This window comes from Pseudomonas sp. WC2401, from assembly GCF_041200115.1.
Classification (GTDB): domain Bacteria; phylum Pseudomonadota; class Gammaproteobacteria; order Pseudomonadales; family Pseudomonadaceae; genus Aquipseudomonas; species Aquipseudomonas fragi.
Genome location: NZ_CP165623.1, coordinates 2,236,139 through 2,251,990 on the forward strand (window position 1 = coordinate 2,236,139; position 15,852 = coordinate 2,251,990).

16 protein-coding genes are annotated in these 15,852 nt (G+C 59.3%); 10 read left to right on the forward strand and 6 right to left on the reverse strand.

All coding sequences use genetic code 11. From position 1 onward, the window contains the following. Positions 1-78: 78 nt before the first annotated feature. Both AB3G35_RS10270 and AB3G35_RS10275 read right to left on the reverse strand, forming a co-directional pair. Positions 79-1,155, reverse strand: a complete 1,077-nt coding sequence (locus AB3G35_RS10270) for a 3-deoxy-7-phosphoheptulonate synthase (protein ID WP_029611320.1) — start codon at positions 1,153-1,155, stop codon at positions 79-81. A gap of 131 nt (positions 1,156-1,286) precedes the next feature. Continuing rightward, a complete protein-coding gene (locus tag AB3G35_RS10275) occupies positions 1,287-1,733 on the reverse strand; it encodes a PilZ domain-containing protein (RefSeq protein ID WP_106117123.1) in 447 nt (148 codons plus the stop codon). Positions 1,734-1,790: 57 nt separating this feature from the next. On the opposite strand from AB3G35_RS10275, the gene AB3G35_RS10280 reads away from it, so the two are divergent. The 5 genes from AB3G35_RS10280 to AB3G35_RS10300 all read left to right on the forward strand — a co-directional run bounded on the left by AB3G35_RS10280 (position 1,791) and on the right by AB3G35_RS10300 (position 6,313). Beyond that, on the forward strand, positions 1,791-2,117 hold the full coding sequence (locus tag AB3G35_RS10280; protein WP_016780128.1) for a co-chaperone YbbN: 327 nt from the start codon (positions 1,791-1,793) through the stop codon (positions 2,115-2,117). Between the two features lie 38 nt (positions 2,118-2,155). Continuing rightward, entirely contained in the window at positions 2,156-3,073 is a 918-nt protein-coding gene (locus tag AB3G35_RS10285; protein ID WP_016780129.1) for a 5'-nucleotidase, read from the forward strand. Between the two features lie 94 nt (positions 3,074-3,167). Continuing rightward, on the forward strand, positions 3,168-3,674 hold the full coding sequence (locus AB3G35_RS10290; RefSeq protein WP_016780130.1) for a universal stress protein: 507 nt from the start codon (positions 3,168-3,170) through the stop codon (positions 3,672-3,674). A 106-nt stretch (positions 3,675-3,780) separates the two neighbouring features. Further along, positions 3,781-4,755: an HTH-type transcriptional regulator CysB gene (gene cysB, locus AB3G35_RS10295; protein WP_016780131.1), complete on the forward strand. Its 975-nt coding sequence runs from the start codon at positions 3,781-3,783 to the stop codon at positions 4,753-4,755. Positions 4,756-4,972: 217 nt separating this feature from the next. Then, on the forward strand, positions 4,973-6,313 hold the full coding sequence (locus AB3G35_RS10300) for a hypothetical protein (protein WP_369782617.1): 1,341 nt from the start codon (positions 4,973-4,975) through the stop codon (positions 6,311-6,313). 5 nt (positions 6,314-6,318) lie between these two features. On the opposite strand, the gene AB3G35_RS10305 is transcribed toward AB3G35_RS10300, so the two are convergent. Beyond that, positions 6,319-7,458, reverse strand: a complete 1,140-nt coding sequence (locus AB3G35_RS10305) for a catalase family protein (RefSeq protein WP_083369840.1) — start codon at positions 7,456-7,458, stop codon at positions 6,319-6,321. A gap of 43 nt (positions 7,459-7,501) precedes the next feature. Beyond that, positions 7,502-9,316, reverse strand: a complete 1,815-nt coding sequence (locus AB3G35_RS10310; RefSeq protein WP_095040140.1) for a di-heme-cytochrome C peroxidase — start codon at positions 9,314-9,316, stop codon at positions 7,502-7,504. A 247-nt stretch (positions 9,317-9,563) separates the two neighbouring features. Between AB3G35_RS10310 and AB3G35_RS10315 the strand changes: the two genes are divergently transcribed. The 4 genes from AB3G35_RS10315 to AB3G35_RS10330 all read left to right on the forward strand — a co-directional run bounded on the left by AB3G35_RS10315 (position 9,564) and on the right by AB3G35_RS10330 (position 11,847). Continuing rightward, entirely contained in the window at positions 9,564-10,283 is a 720-nt protein-coding gene (locus AB3G35_RS10315; RefSeq protein WP_016780136.1) for an FKBP-type peptidyl-prolyl cis-trans isomerase, read from the forward strand. A gap of 413 nt (positions 10,284-10,696) precedes the next feature. Further along, positions 10,697-11,038, forward strand: a complete 342-nt coding sequence (locus AB3G35_RS10320) for a helix-turn-helix transcriptional regulator (RefSeq protein WP_016780138.1) — start codon at positions 10,697-10,699, stop codon at positions 11,036-11,038. After that, the gene (locus AB3G35_RS10325) at positions 11,035-11,403 is read left to right on the forward strand and encodes a hypothetical protein (protein ID WP_016780139.1); all 369 of its coding nucleotides are present in this window, start codon (positions 11,035-11,037) and stop codon (positions 11,401-11,403) included. The genes AB3G35_RS10320 and AB3G35_RS10325 overlap by 4 nt, the downstream gene beginning before the upstream one ends. Next, positions 11,404-11,847 carry a tetratricopeptide repeat protein gene (locus AB3G35_RS10330; protein WP_016780140.1) on the forward strand — a complete coding sequence of 148 codons (444 nt, stop codon included), beginning with the start codon at positions 11,404-11,406 and terminating at the stop codon, positions 11,845-11,847. Between the two features lie 55 nt (positions 11,848-11,902). Here AB3G35_RS10330 and AB3G35_RS10335 read toward each other — a convergent pair whose 3' ends face one another. Then, positions 11,903-13,984, reverse strand: coding sequence for a carboxy terminal-processing peptidase (locus AB3G35_RS10335; protein ID WP_369782619.1), 2,082 nt, complete (start codon positions 13,982-13,984; stop codon positions 11,903-11,905). A 139-nt stretch (positions 13,985-14,123) separates the two neighbouring features. On the opposite strand from AB3G35_RS10335, the gene AB3G35_RS10340 reads away from it, so the two are divergent. Further along, positions 14,124-15,086 carry an NAD(P)H-quinone oxidoreductase gene (locus AB3G35_RS10340; RefSeq protein WP_106117119.1) on the forward strand — a complete coding sequence of 321 codons (963 nt, stop codon included), beginning with the start codon at positions 14,124-14,126 and terminating at the stop codon, positions 15,084-15,086. 104 nt (positions 15,087-15,190) lie between these two features. Here the strand turns inward: AB3G35_RS10340 and AB3G35_RS10345 are convergent, their stop codons facing one another. After that, the gene (locus AB3G35_RS10345; RefSeq protein ID WP_016780143.1) at positions 15,191-15,844 is read right to left on the reverse strand and encodes an HAD family phosphatase; all 654 of its coding nucleotides are present in this window, start codon (positions 15,842-15,844) and stop codon (positions 15,191-15,193) included. Between the last annotated feature and the right edge of the window lie 8 nt (positions 15,845-15,852).

Here is a 15,852-nt window from a genome sequence, read left to right on the forward strand (position 1 = left end):
CTCGCGATGCAGGCGACACGGTAATTCAGATAAACCATGTCGATGCCATCGCGGGCAAGCCCGCTCCCACATTGCGTATCAGCCGCGCTCGCGCTTGGGCAGTACATCCTTGAGCTTGGCGCGCATGCTGCGCAACGTGCTCTCGGTAGCGGCCCAGTCGATGCACGCATCGGTAATCGAAACGCCGTACTGCAGGTCTTCGAGGTTTTTCGGAATGGCCTGGCAGCCCCAGTTCAAGTGGCTTTCGACCATCAGGCCGATAATCGACTGGTTGCCTTCGACGATCTGGTTGGCCACGTTCTCCATGACCAGCGGTTGCAGGGCCGGGTCCTTGTTGGAGTTGGCGTGGCTGCAGTCGACCATGATGTTCGGGCGGATTTTAGCCTTGTTCAGGGCCTGTTCGCACAGGGCGACGCTGACCGAATCATAGTTGGGCTTGCCGTTGCCGCCGCGCAGTACCACATGGCCGTAGGCATTGCCCTTGGTGGTGACGATCGACACGCCGCCTTCCTGGTTGATGCCCAGGAAACGATGGGGGCTGGAAACCGACTGCAGGGCGTTGATCGCCACGGTCAGGCCGCCATCGGTGCCGTTTTTGAAACCTACCGACGAAGACAGGCCCGAGGCCATCTCGCGGTGGGTCTGCGATTCGGTGGTGCGCGCACCAATGGCCGACCAGCTGATCAGGTCCTGCAGGTACTGCGGGGAAATCGGATCAAGAGCTTCGGTAGCCGTTGGCAGGCCCATTTCGGCCAGGTCCAGCAGCAGCTTGCGGCCGATATGCAGGCCGTCTTCGATCTTGAACGAGTCGTCCAGGTACGGATCGTTGATCAGGCCTTTCCAGCCCACGGTGGTGCGTGGCTTTTCAAAATACACGCGCATGACCAGATACAGCGTATCGCTGACCTCTGCGGCGAGCACTTTGAGGCGCTCGGCATATTCGTGGGCCGCCTTGATATCGTGGATCGAGCAAGGCCCGATGACAACGAACAGTCGATGGTCAGTGCCATCCAGGATATTGCGAATCACCTCGCGCCCTTTGGTCACGGTCTGCAGAGCCGTTTCACGCAAAGGCATTTCGCGCTTGAGCTGTTCAGGGGTGATCAGGGTTTCGTTGGAGGCAACGTTTAGGTCGTCGATCGGTAAATCAGCCATCGTGTTACTCGTCAGGTCACGGGTGCCGGCCGCCAGCGATCCCCGTGCGGCGGAGCACAGCTTGATTGAGCGCATCGGGGAGCCGAACCTTAACGCGTTAACCGGTTATTCGACAATGGGCAGGCGCAGCTTTAATCCAGCACCGCCTGCACCATTGCGTGCTCCATTGTGGCTTGGGAGAACTCCACGGCGTGATGAGTGACCCATTCCAGGGCCAGGGCTTGCAGGTCCAGCGGATATTGGTTTTGTTGCTGCTGCAGGCGGGAAAAGTGTTCGATCTGGCAAACCTGTTCACCCATGCGTGCGCCAAACAGGGTTTGTTCGTCGATCAGGGCCACGCCGATGCGGTAGCCCGCCGGATGCTTTTCGCACCAGGCTATATAGCCCGGATAACGTGCGTTTTGCCCCAGGGTAGGCATGGACATGTCAACGGCGGTGCCGCAGCGCCAGCTTCTGTCGCTGTTGCATGCCACGCCGCCGAGGCTGATAGAGTGCAGCTTGCGGCGCGGCAGTGAAGGTTGGTTGCGTAGCGTAATCTCGACGGGAACATCATCTGGGTGAGGTAAAAAACGACCCATGAATACAGACTCCAAGTTCCATAAAATTAGTATTGTCTTATGAGTATAGTGACTGCAATGGAACTGACCGATTTTGATGCCGACCAGCAACTGCTGGCGCTGCCCGGCACCTCGCTGGTGATCTTCACCAGCGCTGGCTGCTCGGCGTGCCGGGTGGCCCGGCGCATGGTGCCAGACATGCAGTTGCCCGTTGAGCGGTTGTGCTGGATTGATGCCGGCAACAACGGTGGCCTGGTCGAACGTTACGAAATTTTCCATCTGCCCACCCTGTTTGTCGTACGCGACGGGGCCTTTTACGGTGAGTTGAAATCGCGCCTGAGTGAAGGCGAACTGGCCCACCATATTCGCCTGGCCTTGATGCTTGAGCCTGACGAGCTACCGTGAAGCAACGTTTGAACCCGCTTGAGTGCCGTGGAGGCGATATGAGCAAAGGCTTAAAGGGCAAGCTGGTGCTGGCCATTTCTTCTCGGGCCCTGTTCGATTTGAGCGACAGCCATCAGGTGTACCTGACCCAGGGGATCGAGGCATACCGGCAATACCAGATTGAACATGAAGATGAAGTGCTGGCGCCGGGGGATGCCTTCGCGCTGGTGAAAAAACTCCTGAGTTTCAATGCCAGCCTTGGCCGCGAGCGGGTCGAGGTGGTGCTGGTCTCGCGCAATAGCGCCGACACCGGGCTGCGAGTGTTCAATTCAATCCAGCATTACGGCCTGGGTATTTCCCGGGCCGCGTTCTCGGGCGGGCGCAACCCTCACCCCTACCTCAATGCTTTTGGTTGTGATCTGTTCTTGTCGACCCATGCCGAAGATGTACGCAGTGCCCTGGATGCAGGTTTTGCCGCAGCGACTATTCTCTCGGGCGGCTCGCTGCGTGCCGAAAGCAATGAACTGCGCATTGCCTTTGACGGCGATGCGGTCCTGTTTTCCGATGAGTCGGAGCGGGTCTTCCAGTCAGGTGGCCTGGAGGCGTTTCAGTCTCTTGAGCGCGAATCTGCGCGTAATCCGCTGCGCGGCGGACCGTTCAAGGGGTTTCTGGAGGCGTTGAATCTGCTGCAGCGTGAATTTCCTGATAACGCTTGCCCGATTCGTACCGCGCTGGTGACTGCGCGTTCGGCGCCGGCACATGAACGGGTGATCCGCACATTGCGCGACTGGGATATTCGTCTGGACGAGTCGCTGTTTCTTGGCGGGCTGGACAAATCGGCATTCCTGGAAGCCTTTGCTGCCGATGTGTTTTTTGATGACCAGGCCGGGCATTGCGAGCGGGCGCGCCAGGTTGTGGCGACCGGGCATGTGCCTCACGGCATCAGCAATGAAGCTCGGGATTTAACCTGCGAATAAGCCCTGCGGGCAAGTTGCCGAGCGGAGCCTCGTACTTGTTGCGGCGCTGCTAAGCTCAATTTACCTCGTCCATCGAAGCTGTCGGGAAGGTCGCATGATCCGCTCAATCCTGTACGCCACTGACCTGGGCATTTACGCGCCCGTTGTGATGCAGCACGCGCTGGGAATGGCCCGCAGCTTCAGCGCAGACCTGTTTGTGGTGCATGTGGTCGAGCCCATGGGGTTGTTTGCCGAGTCGGTCCTGCAGAGTTACCTCGATGAGCAGGCGTTGAGCGAGCTACACCAGCAGGGCATGAGCACCATGCTGTCCAATATCGAGTTGCGCGTATTTGAGAGCCTGCGCGAAGAGCTGGCAGGGTGGGAGCAGGAGCTGGCCCTGATTCGCTCGGTCAAGGTGATTCAGGGGGAGCCTTCGCAAGTCATTCTGGAGCAGTCGCAAAAGCTTTCGGTTGACCTGTTGATCCTGGGCAGCCATGCCCAGCCCGCGGGGGGCGAATCGCATTTGGGGCGCACGGCCGCCCGGGTTATCGAACTGGCTCAGATCCCGGTGTATTTGGTACCGCTGTTACAGCGTCGGCGCAGCGCTGATGTGCAAGGCTGATGAATCAAAAAAAACGATAAAAAGTTCTAGATTTATTATTCCAACCTTCCATATAGTTATATACCGCCGCCGATACCTAGGCGCCTATCAGCTTTGAGGGATGCATATGAAGCTTCAACAATTGCGCTACATCTGGGAAGTGGCGCACCACGACCTCAACGTTTCGGCCACCGCGCAGAGCCTGTACACCTCACAGCCGGGTATCAGCAAACAGATCCGCCTGCTTGAAGACGAATTGGGCGTCGAGGTCTTTGCCCGCAGCGGCAAGCACCTGACCCGCGTCACTCCGGCGGGCGAGCGCATTATCACCACTGCCGGCGAGATCCTGCGCAAGGTCGAAAGCATCAAGCAGATCGCCCAGGAATTCTCCAACGAGAAAAAGGGCACGCTGTCGATTGCCACCACTCACACCCAGGCGCGTTACGCCCTGCCACCGGTCATCAGCAACTTTATCAAGCAGTACCCGGACGTGGCCCTGCACATGCATCAGGGCTCGCCCATGCAGATCGCCGAGATGGCCGCCGATGGCACCGTCGATTTTGCCATTGCCACCGAAGCCCTGGAGCTGTTCGGCGACCTGGTGATGATGCCGTGCTACCGCTGGAATCGCTGCGTGGTGGTGCCCCAGGGCCACCCGCTGACCAAATTGCCGAAGCTGACCCTCGAAGCGCTGGCCGAATACCCGATCGTGACCTACGTGTTCGGCTTTACCGGTCGCTCCAAGCTCGACGAAGCCTTCAGCCATCGCGGCCTGACGCCAAAAGTGGTGTTTACCGCTGCCGACGCCGACGTGATCAAAACCTATGTGCGCCTGGGGCTGGGTGTTGGCATCGTGGCCAAAATGGCTGTCGACACCAATCTGGATAAAGATCTGGTGGTACTGGATGCCAGCGAGTTGTTCGAATCCAGCATCACCAAGATCGGCTTTCGTCGTGGCACCTTCCTGCGCGGCTTTATGTGCGACTTTATCGAGAAGTTCGCCCCGCACCTCACCCGCGAAGTGATGGCCAAGGCGATTGCCTGCCACAACAAGCAAGAACTCGAAGAGCTGTTTGAAGGCGTGGAGTTGCCGGTTCACTGATACCCGGGCAGCACACCCCTGTGGGAGCGGGCTTGCCCGCGATGGCCGCGACGCGATCTGAATCAGAGACCGCGCCGTTTGCATCGCGAGCAAGCCTGCTCCCACCGTTATTTCAGTGGGCGGGCCAGGCTGGGCTTTTTATCGATATCTATATAGTGCCCGCCAGCCGCGCGGTTGTTTGAAGCTAAGGGCTCCATTGATTTCACGGAGCCCTGACATGAATCACCCGACCCAAGGCAACGGCCCCGAAGCCCCGGCATTGCTCAAGGCGAGCCCGGCACTCAGCCCCAGATTTATCAGCGCCGATGATGCTGCCGTATTTGCCCATGACCTGATCGGCAATCGCCGGGATAAAGAGTACGGCGGGTTTATCCTGAGCAAGGCCAATCACTACTACGCAACACTCCCTGTTTCGGGCGGCGCCAGCCTGTTCAACCCCTCCGATGTACTGACGCGATCGTCAAACGGCGACATGCTGGCCCCAGCCGGCTTTGCGATCGAAGGCCTGTATCATTCCCACGCCGCATTCCAGCGCATAATCCTGGCGGGCAATCCTGAGAGCGACTTGCAGGACAATTTCTTCTCGCTTATGGACCTGCGCACCGCCATTGCCTTCCGTCACAATTACTCGCGCTTTTACCTGTCCAATATCGACCACAGCCTGATTTGCTATGTGGCCAGCGGCTCGCCCCAGGAGCAGGCGCTGGAACCCTTGTTGATGCTGGTTCATCCCGACACCCCGGATCATCTTGAGCAGGCGCATCCCCCGAGTATTTTCCTGCCCAGCCATCTGCTGTCGATGGTGTATGTAGCCGGGGAGTTGAGGGTGGTGCAGGGCGGTTCGTTCTGGCGCCGTCGCGGCAGGATTGCGGCAGGCTGGCGAGAATGGCAGGCGCAGATCCTCTGGGAGGCCGATGTAGCACCGATCCATGGCCCGGTGCTGGCCAGCGCCGATGCCGCTGCGCAGTACGCCCATGAACAGATGGGCAAGCGCCGCCATGTGCAGCAAGCCGGTTTTATCCTCCAGCATCTGCAAACATCGTCATTTATTTGTACACGGCCAAAGGCTACGGTCTATCGTGCCTTTGATCGCCCGGAGGTTTTCCCCAGAGGCAGCAACGGGTTGCCGCAGTTGCCCGAAGGGTACCGGATTGTCGCGGTGTTTCACTCGGCCGACGTGCTGCGGGCTGTTGTGCCTGAGGCGCAAGCCAGGGTGCTGAACGACTTTATGTCCCCGGACAACCTGTGGGTCGATTTCTTGTTGATGCAAGCAACCCCGGGCGTGCGTGCCTATTTTTCCGCGCCGGAGGGGGCGTTGCTGTGTTTGCGCCGGTTTTCGGATGACGCAGAAACCGGGTTAATGGCACAGGTGGCCCACCCTGATGAGTTCACCAGCCCGTTGCAGCGCCAGTTGAGCCGCGACCAGTTGAGCGCAATGCAATACGTTCGCAATGTCGCGGCTGCGTTTGTGCTGCGGGTGGTGAACACAGACCCCGTGTGGACACACAGGGGCCGGGTCGATGACAGCTGGGTGCCTTTTGCACCCGCTGTCGAGTAACCAGGTTATTGCTGTTCGGCGTTGCGCGCGTGACGGTACTCGCTGACCGCGTCATACACCGCCTTGCGCAGGCGGTTGATCCCGCCAATCGGCCGGTGCTCTTCAATGCCATGCCAGGGGCTGAACGACAGGTTGTCGCAGGCCAGGTTCTGGGCCGGGGTATCGAAATCCTGGGCGGGTACCTTGACCCGCGCGACGGTTTCGAAGGGCGCGTCCGATTCCTGCCACTCGATGCTGGTGTCCTCGATCGGCATAAAGCGGTTGGCATCCTGGCGCTGGATCTGCAGCACAAAGCAGGCCGGCACCCGATCCGTTGACAGTTGCTGGTTCAAGGCGTTACGCAAAAAGTTGGGCAGTGCCTCGTTTTGCTGGGGCAAGTTGTAGGCTGGGCAACTGTCCGGGTCCGGTGCTACGCGGTATTTGGCATTGGCCGTGCCGAACTTGTAGGGCGATACCGAAAAATAGGTGGTTTGCGTCGGGCTGGCCGGGGCGGGCGCCAGGGTGGCCAGGGCGATAAACAAATGGCGAACTTGCCAGCTGCGCGGGTCCCAGGACGGGAAAAACGCCAGGACCTTTTTGCCATCGGCTTGCGCGCCGATGTTCTGACGATATTCAGCTACATCACTGACAAAGAAATTGGGATGGTTGAACATCACAAAGTCCTGTTCGGTACGACCCTGCTGGCTCGGCATCAATTGCGTGCCGGGCACGTCCTGCAACTTGATAGCCATGCCGCGGGCGTCGCGGATGCTGTCGAACTGCGGGTAGGCGTTGCCATTGGACAGGCGCATCACCGCTTGCCAGGTTTTACCCGGCGTGGCGAACACCCCCTGGCGCAAGGCCGGGTCGAGGTCGGCGAGCACCTCGACTTCGGCCTTGACGCAGCCGTGGGCCTTGGCATGGGCGTCACGCAGGTAGCGGGTATTTTCGCGGTGCTGGTCGACGATTTTGATCGCGGTCTGAATCGTGTCCCGGGTCATGGCGGCTTCCCCGTCCGGGATCTGTTCGCGAGCCGAAACCGGTCCGCGATGTTGCCAGGCATACCAGCCGGTGGCCAGCGCCCAGCCGAGCAAGCCCAGGGCAATCAGCAGCAAGAGCAGCTTGCCCAGCCATTTGCCGAGTCGAAGCCAGAAAGTGGTCAGCATGCAAACATCCTTTTAACGAATTCTTTTGGATAGCGGAGGCGTTTCATGGGGTGGGCAACGTTTGTTCAAGAGGCCCGCCGAGCACTTTGAGGTACTCCAGTAACGCCCAGCGTTCTTCAGGTTGCAGCAGGCGCCCGATGACGCCGTTGCCGCGAGGGCCGGCGCGGAACTCGTGACCGCTGTTGTGGTTGCCGCTGATGCGGGTGTCGAGCACAAAACCGCCGTCGAAAGCTTCGGTGCGATAGCCCAGATGACGCGGGTCGTATTCGAAGCTGCCGCGATAGAAGGTCTGGTCGCGCTCGGCCTGGGGCGAAAGCAATTGATACACCGTAGGCACCGAGCCGTTGTGCAGGAAGGGCGCCGTGGCCCAGATCCCGTCCAGCGGCCGCGCCTTGTAGGCACGCACTTCAAGTACGCCGATCGGCAAGCCAAAACCGTTGAGCCGCGCCTGCTCTTCGGGGCCGATATTGGCATCGTGATAAGCACGCTTTTCAACAAAGGCGGTGACATAGGCCAGGCCCTTGGCCACCGACAGCTTGCTCATGTCCAGAGGGGCGTCGGTGCGGGGGTACAGGTCGACGTTCATCTTGGCCAGTTCGGCGGCGTCCCATTGCAGCGCACTGAGGTCGTAGCGGTTGTCGGCAATATTGCTGGCGGTATTGGGGTCGGTACCGATCACATCGACGGGCAGCAATTTGAGCTGCTTGACCATTCGCCCGTTTTCTTCCACTTCAGGTGGCACATGGCAGCCGGCGCAGTTTTCGCTGAACAGCGCGCGACCCTTGGCCGCCAGTGGCCGGTCAATCTTGCCGAACAGTTCTTCAGGCCAGACCGGGGGCTTGAGCTTTTGCAGCGTCTCTTCAATCAGGTGCAGGTCGGTGACACGCACACTGGAGGGGTAGCGGGCATCGCCCTGCAGGGGCTGGCCGTGGGGGTCGAAAAAGTTCAGGGTGGCGCCCACGCCCAGGGCTTCGCCGATATTGCGCGCCATGGGTTGCTTGGCCGAGCCGTTCCACTGTACCCAGTCGAAGGTCCACATGTCCCACAGGTGCGGGTAGTCCACCGGGGCATTGGCCACGCGATAGTTGTCGGGGGAAATCGCATCGCCGAAGCTGGCGTTGGCGATCCGGCCGAAGGCATCGGTACGGCCCGGGCCTTCCAGGGTTGGATAAAGGCCACGATGGGTGTCGTTCCAGGCCACGCCCAGGAAGGTGTCCAGGGAGGCCTTGAAATCTTTGCGCAGTTGCTGATGCTGCGCATCATATTGATCGCCCAGTACGGTGCGGGCGAAGCGCTCGAATTTCCACGGGTTGTAATACGTAGCAGCGAGGCTGGCGACCAGCGCCTGGCCGAAGCTGCCGCCGCGCAGGGTCGGTACACTCGATGGCAGTACATGTTGTGCCGGGGCACCGTCAACGCGTACCGCCTGGCCTTTGAAGCGCAATTCGCCGGTATGGCAGGCTGCGCAGGTGATATCCAGATACTCCACATTGCTGCCGGGGTTCTGGTGGCGGGTGAAGCCGACGGGCAAGTTGCCCGGGTTGGCAGCACTGGCCTGCTGCTTGGGGTCCACCAGAAAGCCAAAGCGCGCCAGGTACTCGGGGGCCGCGAAGGGCTGTTTGGAAAACGGCAGTTCCAGGGCGGCGAACCAGTCGTAATGCAGGCCTTTAACCTGGGTGCCCTGGGGGGTGTAGTAGTAGGTCTGGCGTTCAGCAGGGCTCCACTGATCCAGATAGTGCAGTTGCTGCGGGGGCTGGTAGGCGGGCAGTTTTGGATTGGCAACGAAATAGACCACCAGGCCAAGGCCCAGGGCCACTGCCACCAGCAGCCCCAGCAGAACACGGTAAAACAGACGCACAGTAACGCTCCTTGTAAAAATATGTACAGCCTTATGCCTTAGCTGGAGTCAGGCATCAAGTGAGCAGGGTTGTGCCGTGCCGGGTTTACAGATGTGTTAACAAAAGTTGCGGCTAAAATGAATTGTTATTAATGCATGAACTTATCCACTAATTGCCTATCTTATCCCGGTAGCCATTGGTCGCGGCCGCCTGATAAGCTCGCGGCTTTATTCGATTGCCCATTTGGCGCATGAACAAGGAAATAGCATGAAACAGCATCGGTTGGCGGCAGCTGTGGCCCTGGTAAGCCTGGTACTGGCGGGTTGTGATTCGCAGACCAGCGTAGAGCTGAAAACTCCGGCGCAAAAAGCCTCGTACGGCATTGGCCTGAACATGGGCAAGAGCCTGGCTCAAGAAGGCATGGACGATCTGGACTCCAAGGCCGTAGCCCAGGGCATCGAAGATGCCGTTGGCAAGAAAGAGCAAAAGCTCAAGGACGACGAGCTGATCGAAGCGTTCGCAGCCCTGCAGAAACGTGCTGAAGAACGCCTGACCAAAATGAGCGAAGAAGCCTCTGCTGCAGGCAAAAAATTCCTCGAAGAAAATGGCAAGAAGGCCGGTGTTGTCACTACCGCTTCTGGCTTGCAATACGAAGTCATCAAGAAAGCCGATGGCCCTCAGCCAAAAGCTACCGATGTAGTGACTGTTCACTACGAAGGCAAGCTGATCGATGGCAAGGTGTTCGACAGCTCGGTTGAGCGCGGCAGCCCGATTGATCTGCCGGTGAGCGGCGTGATCCCGGGTTGGGTTGAAGGCCTGCAACTGATGCACGTTGGCGAGAAGTACAAGCTGTACATCCCTAGCGAACTGGCTTACGGCGCGCAAAGCCCGAGCCCGGCAATCCCGGCCAATTCGGTGCTGGTATTTGACCTGGAGCTGCTGGGTATCAAGGACCCTGCAAAACCAGAGCAAGACGCTGCTCAGTAAGCAGCCTTTTGTACGCATAACGCCCCGTCTCGACGGGGCGTTGTCGTTTTTGTAGCCTGCATTCTGTATTTGTAGGCATTGCCCTACAGAACTTCAAAGGCCCATAAGTTCCCTTGGCTAGTAGTTGCTGACTGCCAAGTCAATGAATTTATGGGTTTTTTTATGTGTGTAAAAAATGCCCGATCTGAGCGCAGCCCTTATGGGGCGGGCCTTTCAGGGGCGAAAAGCAGCTCTGTTCACAAGGTTATCCACAATTTGTGTGGATAACATTTCCAGGAAATGACGGCGTTTTCGGCTGTTTTCACAAAATATTCACTTTTGTTTGAAATCCCAGAGACCTTGGCGGCTGATAGGATTAAGCTCAAAGGGAAAGTTCTGACTCGATTTATGAAAAAGTCTGACGGGGTTTAGTGATGGATCTTCAAATCATCAAGCGTAATGGTGAGCCTGAATACGCCGTTCTTTCGTGGGAGAGTTATCAGGCACTGCTCAAGGCTGCCGGATTCCAGGAGCCACTTGCCGAACCTGACAAGGATCTGCAGCCCCCTGCAGCCGAGCAGGAGCACCCCGGACTCGATCAGTTGCGCCGCCTGCGCGAGCACAAGGGCCTGGCCCTTGAGGCGCTGGCACGCACGGTAGGTATTAGTCCGTCATATCTGGGAATGATCGAAACCGGCGAGCGTCTGCCCGACCTCGCCATCCGTCGCAGCTTGGCCTGGGAGTTGGGTATCGCAGGCTGGAGGGAAGCATCATGAGCGTACGCATCAGTCGTCAACACTGGGATGGGTTGTTGGCTGAGCTGGATCAGGCGCGTCGACAGCGTCACTTGTTGACATACCGGGCATTGCTGGAGCGTTTGCAACTGCCGAGCCCGGCAATGTTGACCCTGACCGCAGCTCTTGAACATCTGGCGGCGATGGATGCCAAGGCCGATCAACCCTTGCGCAGTTCTCTGGTGATCAGCCAGGGCGCGAGCCGCTTGCCGCGCACCGGTTTTTTTGAATGCGTGGAACGGCTCGGACGTTTCCCCGGCCCGCCGGATGGTATTGCCGCTGCATCGTGGCATGCTTCTGAGGTGGTGCGGGTCTTTGAGCACGCCTATGAGCATGAGGAAGCCTGAGTGTTCTGGCGGTTCAAGGCGCGCCTGGGCTATGCGCTGGCGCGCAAGCTGTTTCACTGGCCCTGGTGTATTCGTCAGCCGCGTCTCTGGCACTGGATGGAAGGGCAGTTTGCGCGCGCGGCCAACCTGGGCGATACCCGCGCGCAAAGCTTCTATGGGCATATCCTGGCCTTTCGCGGCCAAGGGTTGGGTGCCAGGGAGGAGGGCGTGCGTTTGTTGCGCCTGGCGGCGCTGAGCGGCGATGGCAAAGCGGCATACCAGGTGGGTGTTTTCAGCCTGGCGGGTACGCCCAGCAAACCGCCGGATGCCTCTGAGGCGGCCCGCTGGTGGACGTTGGCGGCAAAAGCCGGGCACCCCCTGGCAGCACACAAGCTAGCGACCCTGTACCAACAAGGTGGCCCGGGATTGCTGGCCGATCCTGAACTGGCCAGGCTGTATCGCTAAGCAATAAAAAGGGCGGGCCGCATTACGCGGCCCGCCCTTTTTTATCGCCGTTGAATTACTTCTTGGCGACCTGGGAGCTGAGCTTGAGGTAGTCCAGCAACACCCGCCCGGTTTCACTCAGGTAGGCGTCGTCTTCCGGCTTGGTCTTTTCAGGTTCCACCGGCAGCGCATCTTCATCTTCTTTCTTCATTTCCTTGAGCGGCGCTTCGCCCTTGGCCTGGCGACGGGCGTTTTCCATCACCAACTGCTTGGCATCGATATCGGCATGCTGGGCACGGCGCTCGGCTTCGTTGAGGCTGACAGTCTTCTCGGCCATCAGCTTCTCGGCCAGGGCCAGCTTGTCGCGGATAAAGATGAACTCGGCATCCTTGGCCACCCGTGCTTCGTGCTCGGCCTTGAGCTTGTCGATATAAGGCTTGAACGGGTCGACAGCGGGCTTGATCGCCGGGCGGATGGTGTCCCACGGCATGGCTTCTGGCAGTGCGCTTTCGCCGATTTCCTTGGTGTCGATAATCGACGGGAAGGCGACGTCAGGCAGCACGCCCTGATGCTGGGTGCTCTGGCCGGAAACCCGGTAGAACTTGGCCAGGGTCAGTTTCAGCTCGCCGTGGTTCAGTGGCTGGATGGTTTGCACCGTCCCTTTGCCGAACGTCTGGCCGCCGACAATCAGCGCACGGTGGTAGTCCTGCATGGCGCCGGCAAAAATCTCCGAGGCCGAAGCCGACAGGCGGTTGACCAGCAATGCCATCGGGCCTTTGTAGAACGCCCCCGGGTTTTCGTCTTCCAGCACGTCGACCTTGCCGTCGGCGTTACGCACCAGCACCGTCGGGCCTTTATCGATAAACAGGCTGGTCAGCTCGGTGGCTTCCTGCAACGAGCCGCCACCGTTGTTGCGCAGGTCGATAATCACGCCATCGACTTTTTCTTTCTGCAACTCGGTGAGCAGTTTCTTGACGTCGCGGGTGGTGCTCTTGTAGTTCGGGTCGCCCGCACGGAATGCCTTGAAATTCAGGTAAAACGCCGGGATTTCAATGACGCCCAGCTTGTAGTTCTTGCCATCCTGCTTGAGGTTGAGGATCGACTTTTTCGCCGCCTGCTCTTCCAGCTTCACCGCTTCGCGGGTGATGGACACGATCTTGCTGGTCTGGTCGTTGGGCGCGTTGCTCGCCGGAATCACTTCCAGGCGCACCACGGAGCCTTTGGGACCACGAATCAGCTTGACCACTTCGTCCAGGCGCCAGCCGATCACATCGACCATTTCCTTGTCGCCCTGGGCCACGCCAATGATCTTGTCGGCCGGTGCCACCTGCTTGGTCTTGTCGGCCGGGCCTGCCGGCACCAGGCGGACAATTTTCACCTGGTCGTTGTCGCTCTGCAGCACGGCGCCAATGCCCTCAAGGGAAAGGCTCATGTTGATGTCGAAGTTTTCCGCGTTATCTGGCGACAGATAGTTGGTATGCGGATCGTAAGACATGGCGAAGGTGTTGATATAGGCCTGGAAGATGTCTTCGCTGCGGGTCTGGTCAAGGCGCGACAATTGATTCTTGTAGCGCTTGGTCAGCAGTTCCTGAATCTTCGCAGGCTCTTTGCCAGCGATTTTCAGGCGCAGGACTTCGTCCTTGATGCGTTTGCGCCACAGGTCATTGAGTTCGGCTTCAGTCTTGAGCCACGGAGCGTCCTTGCGGTCGATCTCCAGGGTTTCCTTGGCATTGAAGTCCAGCGAGGCAACGCCCTTGTTCAACTCGGCAAGGGCAAAGTCCAGACGCGATTTGACCCGGTCCAGGTAGCGCTTGTAGATGATGAAGCCGGGGTTCAGATCACCGCTCTTGAGGAAGTCGTCAAACTGGAATTTCCATTTGTCGAATTCGGCAATGTCGCTGGCCAGGAAGTAACTGCGCGAAGGATCGAGCAGCTTGAGGTAGCTGTCATAGATGATCGCCGAGCGGGCGTCGTCCAGTGGCGGCTTGCTGTAATGATGGCGCTTGAGCAGCTCAACGACGTTAAGACTGGCAATCACCTCATCACGATCGGGCTGAAGGTTATCCCAACTGTTAGCGGCGAACGTATTGGCCGAAAACGGCAAAACGCCTAGGCCAATGAATAGGGCAAGTGCGGTGCTAGGGAATAAATGCTTCATGCTGATTCGACGCGGGGGCAATTGATAACGCATATTAGGCCGTCTTTGAAGTCGCCGGTTCCATCAAGGACCGGTCGCATAATGCAAAAAGCCCGGTGCAACAGCTCCGGGCTCAGTCCAGACTCACTATGGAGGCACTGTGAAAGCATTGCAAGGCGTTGAAGGTCAAGTGTCATGGGTTGAAGAGCCAAGTCCTACCTGCGATGTAGGGCAAATCCGTATTCGTGTGGCCGCTGCCGGGCTCAATCGGGCAGACCTGTTGCAAAGCGCCGGCTTGTATCCGCCACCGCCGGGAGCCAGTCAGGTATTGGGCCTGGAGTGTTCCGGGGTGGTCAGTGAAGTGGGCCCGGGTTCGTCGTGGCAGGTTGGCGACAGGGTGTGCGCGCTGTTGGCGGGTGGCGGCATGGCAGAAGAGGTGGTGGTGGATGCCCGTCACGCGCTGCCGGTGCCTGAAGGTTTGTCGCTGGTTGAGGCCGCAGCCCTGCCCGAGGTGTACAGCACGGCGTGGCTGAATCTGTTTCAGCTGGCGGCGCTGCAGCCGGGTGAGAAGGTGTTGTTGCATGCTGGCGCCAGTGGAGTTGGTTCAGCGGCCATTCAGCTGTGCAAGGCCTTTGGCAGCCCGTGCTGGGTGAGCGTGGGGTCGGCTGAGCGTCTGGCCTATTGCCAGGCGCTGGGCGCACAAGGTGGCGTGATCCGCAGCGAAGGGCTGGACAGCCTCAAGGCGTTGGGGCCATTCGATGTGGTGCTGGACCCTGTGGGGGCCAACTACGCCGAATCCAACCTTAAGTTGCTGGCCCAGGACGGGCGCTGGGTGTTGATCGGTCTGATGGGCGGTCGCAAGGCCGAGCTGGATCTGGCATTGGTGCTGGGCAAGCGTATCCAGTTGCTGGGTTCGACCCTGCGCAGCCGCAGCGACCAGTTCAAGGCGGATTTGCTCAGTGACCTGGGGCAGCAGGTGTGGCCGATGTTTACTGAGGGCCGCTTGAGCCCGCAGTTGGCCAAGACCTTCCCGATTGCAGAGGCGCAGGCGGCGTTTGCCGAACTGGCCAGCAATCAGGTGTCGGGCAAGCTGGTGCTGGTGATAGACAGCAGCTTGACCTGACCCCTCCTGTGGGAGCTGGCTTGCCTGCGATACAGGCGATAGGGTCTGGCAGCCAATCGCGGTGATGCCATCGCGAGCAAGCCCGCTCCCACAGTTTCAGGGGGTCATTTCCAGTGATGAATCGGCCACCCGGCCTTTTCAGCCTGTTCGCGCAGCACCGGGTCGGGGTTCACCACATGGGGGTGATCGACCTTGAGCAGCAGCGGCAGATCGTTGCGTGAATCGGAGTAAAAACTCGCGCCTTCAAGGTTCTCTTCCTGCTCATCGAGCCATTCCAGCAAACGGATGATCTTGCCTTCGCGGTAGGTCAATGTCCCCACGGTCTTGCCGGTGTAAAAACCGTGGGCCACTTCCAGCTCGATGCCCAGCACCTCATCAATGCCCAAGCGCTCGGCAATGGGTTTGACCAGGTGGGTGCCCGATGCCGAAATCACCAGGATCCGGTCGCCGGCCTTGCGGTGTGCAGCAATGGTTCTGGTTGCGTCACTGAAGATGATCGGTTCGATATAGTCTTCAACCCACGGCTCGACCAGGTGGGCGACTTCTTCAGGGGTGCGGCCAATCAAGGGCTCCAGGCTGAAGGCCATGTAGTCTTCCATCGCCAGCTCGCCCCGGCTGTAAGCCGCCATCAGTTCATTGTTGCGCTGCATGAACGACTTCGGGTCGACCCAGCCCAGGCGGCCCATCTGCTCGCTCCAGAGGGTGGCGCAGTCGCCATGAATCAGGGTTTCGTCCAGATCAAAAATTGCCAAGGCCATCAGCGCGA

Bases quoted from the DNA above. Each gene is read 5' to 3' on its own strand.
- AB3G35_RS10270 (WP_029611320.1), bottom strand. From the start codon at position 1,155: ATGGCTGATTTACCGATCGACGACCTAAACGTTGCCTCCAACGAAACC.
- AB3G35_RS10275 (WP_106117123.1), bottom strand. From the start codon at position 1,733: ATGGGTCGTTTTTTACCTCACCCAGATGATGTTCCCGTCGAGATTACG.
- AB3G35_RS10280 (WP_016780128.1), top strand. From the start codon at position 1,791: ATGGAACTGACCGATTTTGATGCCGACCAGCAACTGCTGGCGCTGCCC.
- AB3G35_RS10285 (WP_016780129.1), top strand. From the start codon at position 2,156: ATGAGCAAAGGCTTAAAGGGCAAGCTGGTGCTGGCCATTTCTTCTCGG.
- AB3G35_RS10290 (WP_016780130.1), top strand. From the start codon at position 3,168: ATGATCCGCTCAATCCTGTACGCCACTGACCTGGGCATTTACGCGCCC.
- cysB (WP_016780131.1), top strand. From the start codon at position 3,781: ATGAAGCTTCAACAATTGCGCTACATCTGGGAAGTGGCGCACCACGAC.
- AB3G35_RS10300 (WP_369782617.1), top strand. From the start codon at position 4,973: ATGAATCACCCGACCCAAGGCAACGGCCCCGAAGCCCCGGCATTGCTC.
- AB3G35_RS10305 (WP_083369840.1), bottom strand. From the start codon at position 7,458: ATGCTGACCACTTTCTGGCTTCGACTCGGCAAATGGCTGGGCAAGCTG.
- AB3G35_RS10315 (WP_016780136.1), top strand. From the start codon at position 9,564: ATGAAACAGCATCGGTTGGCGGCAGCTGTGGCCCTGGTAAGCCTGGTA.
- AB3G35_RS10320 (WP_016780138.1), top strand. From the start codon at position 10,697: ATGGATCTTCAAATCATCAAGCGTAATGGTGAGCCTGAATACGCCGTT.
- AB3G35_RS10325 (WP_016780139.1), top strand. From the start codon at position 11,035: ATGAGCGTACGCATCAGTCGTCAACACTGGGATGGGTTGTTGGCTGAG.
- AB3G35_RS10335 (WP_369782619.1), bottom strand. From the start codon at position 13,984: ATGAAGCATTTATTCCCTAGCACCGCACTTGCCCTATTCATTGGCCTA.
- AB3G35_RS10345 (WP_016780143.1), bottom strand. From the start codon at position 15,844: ATGGCCTTGGCAATTTTTGATCTGGACGAAACCCTGATTCATGGCGAC.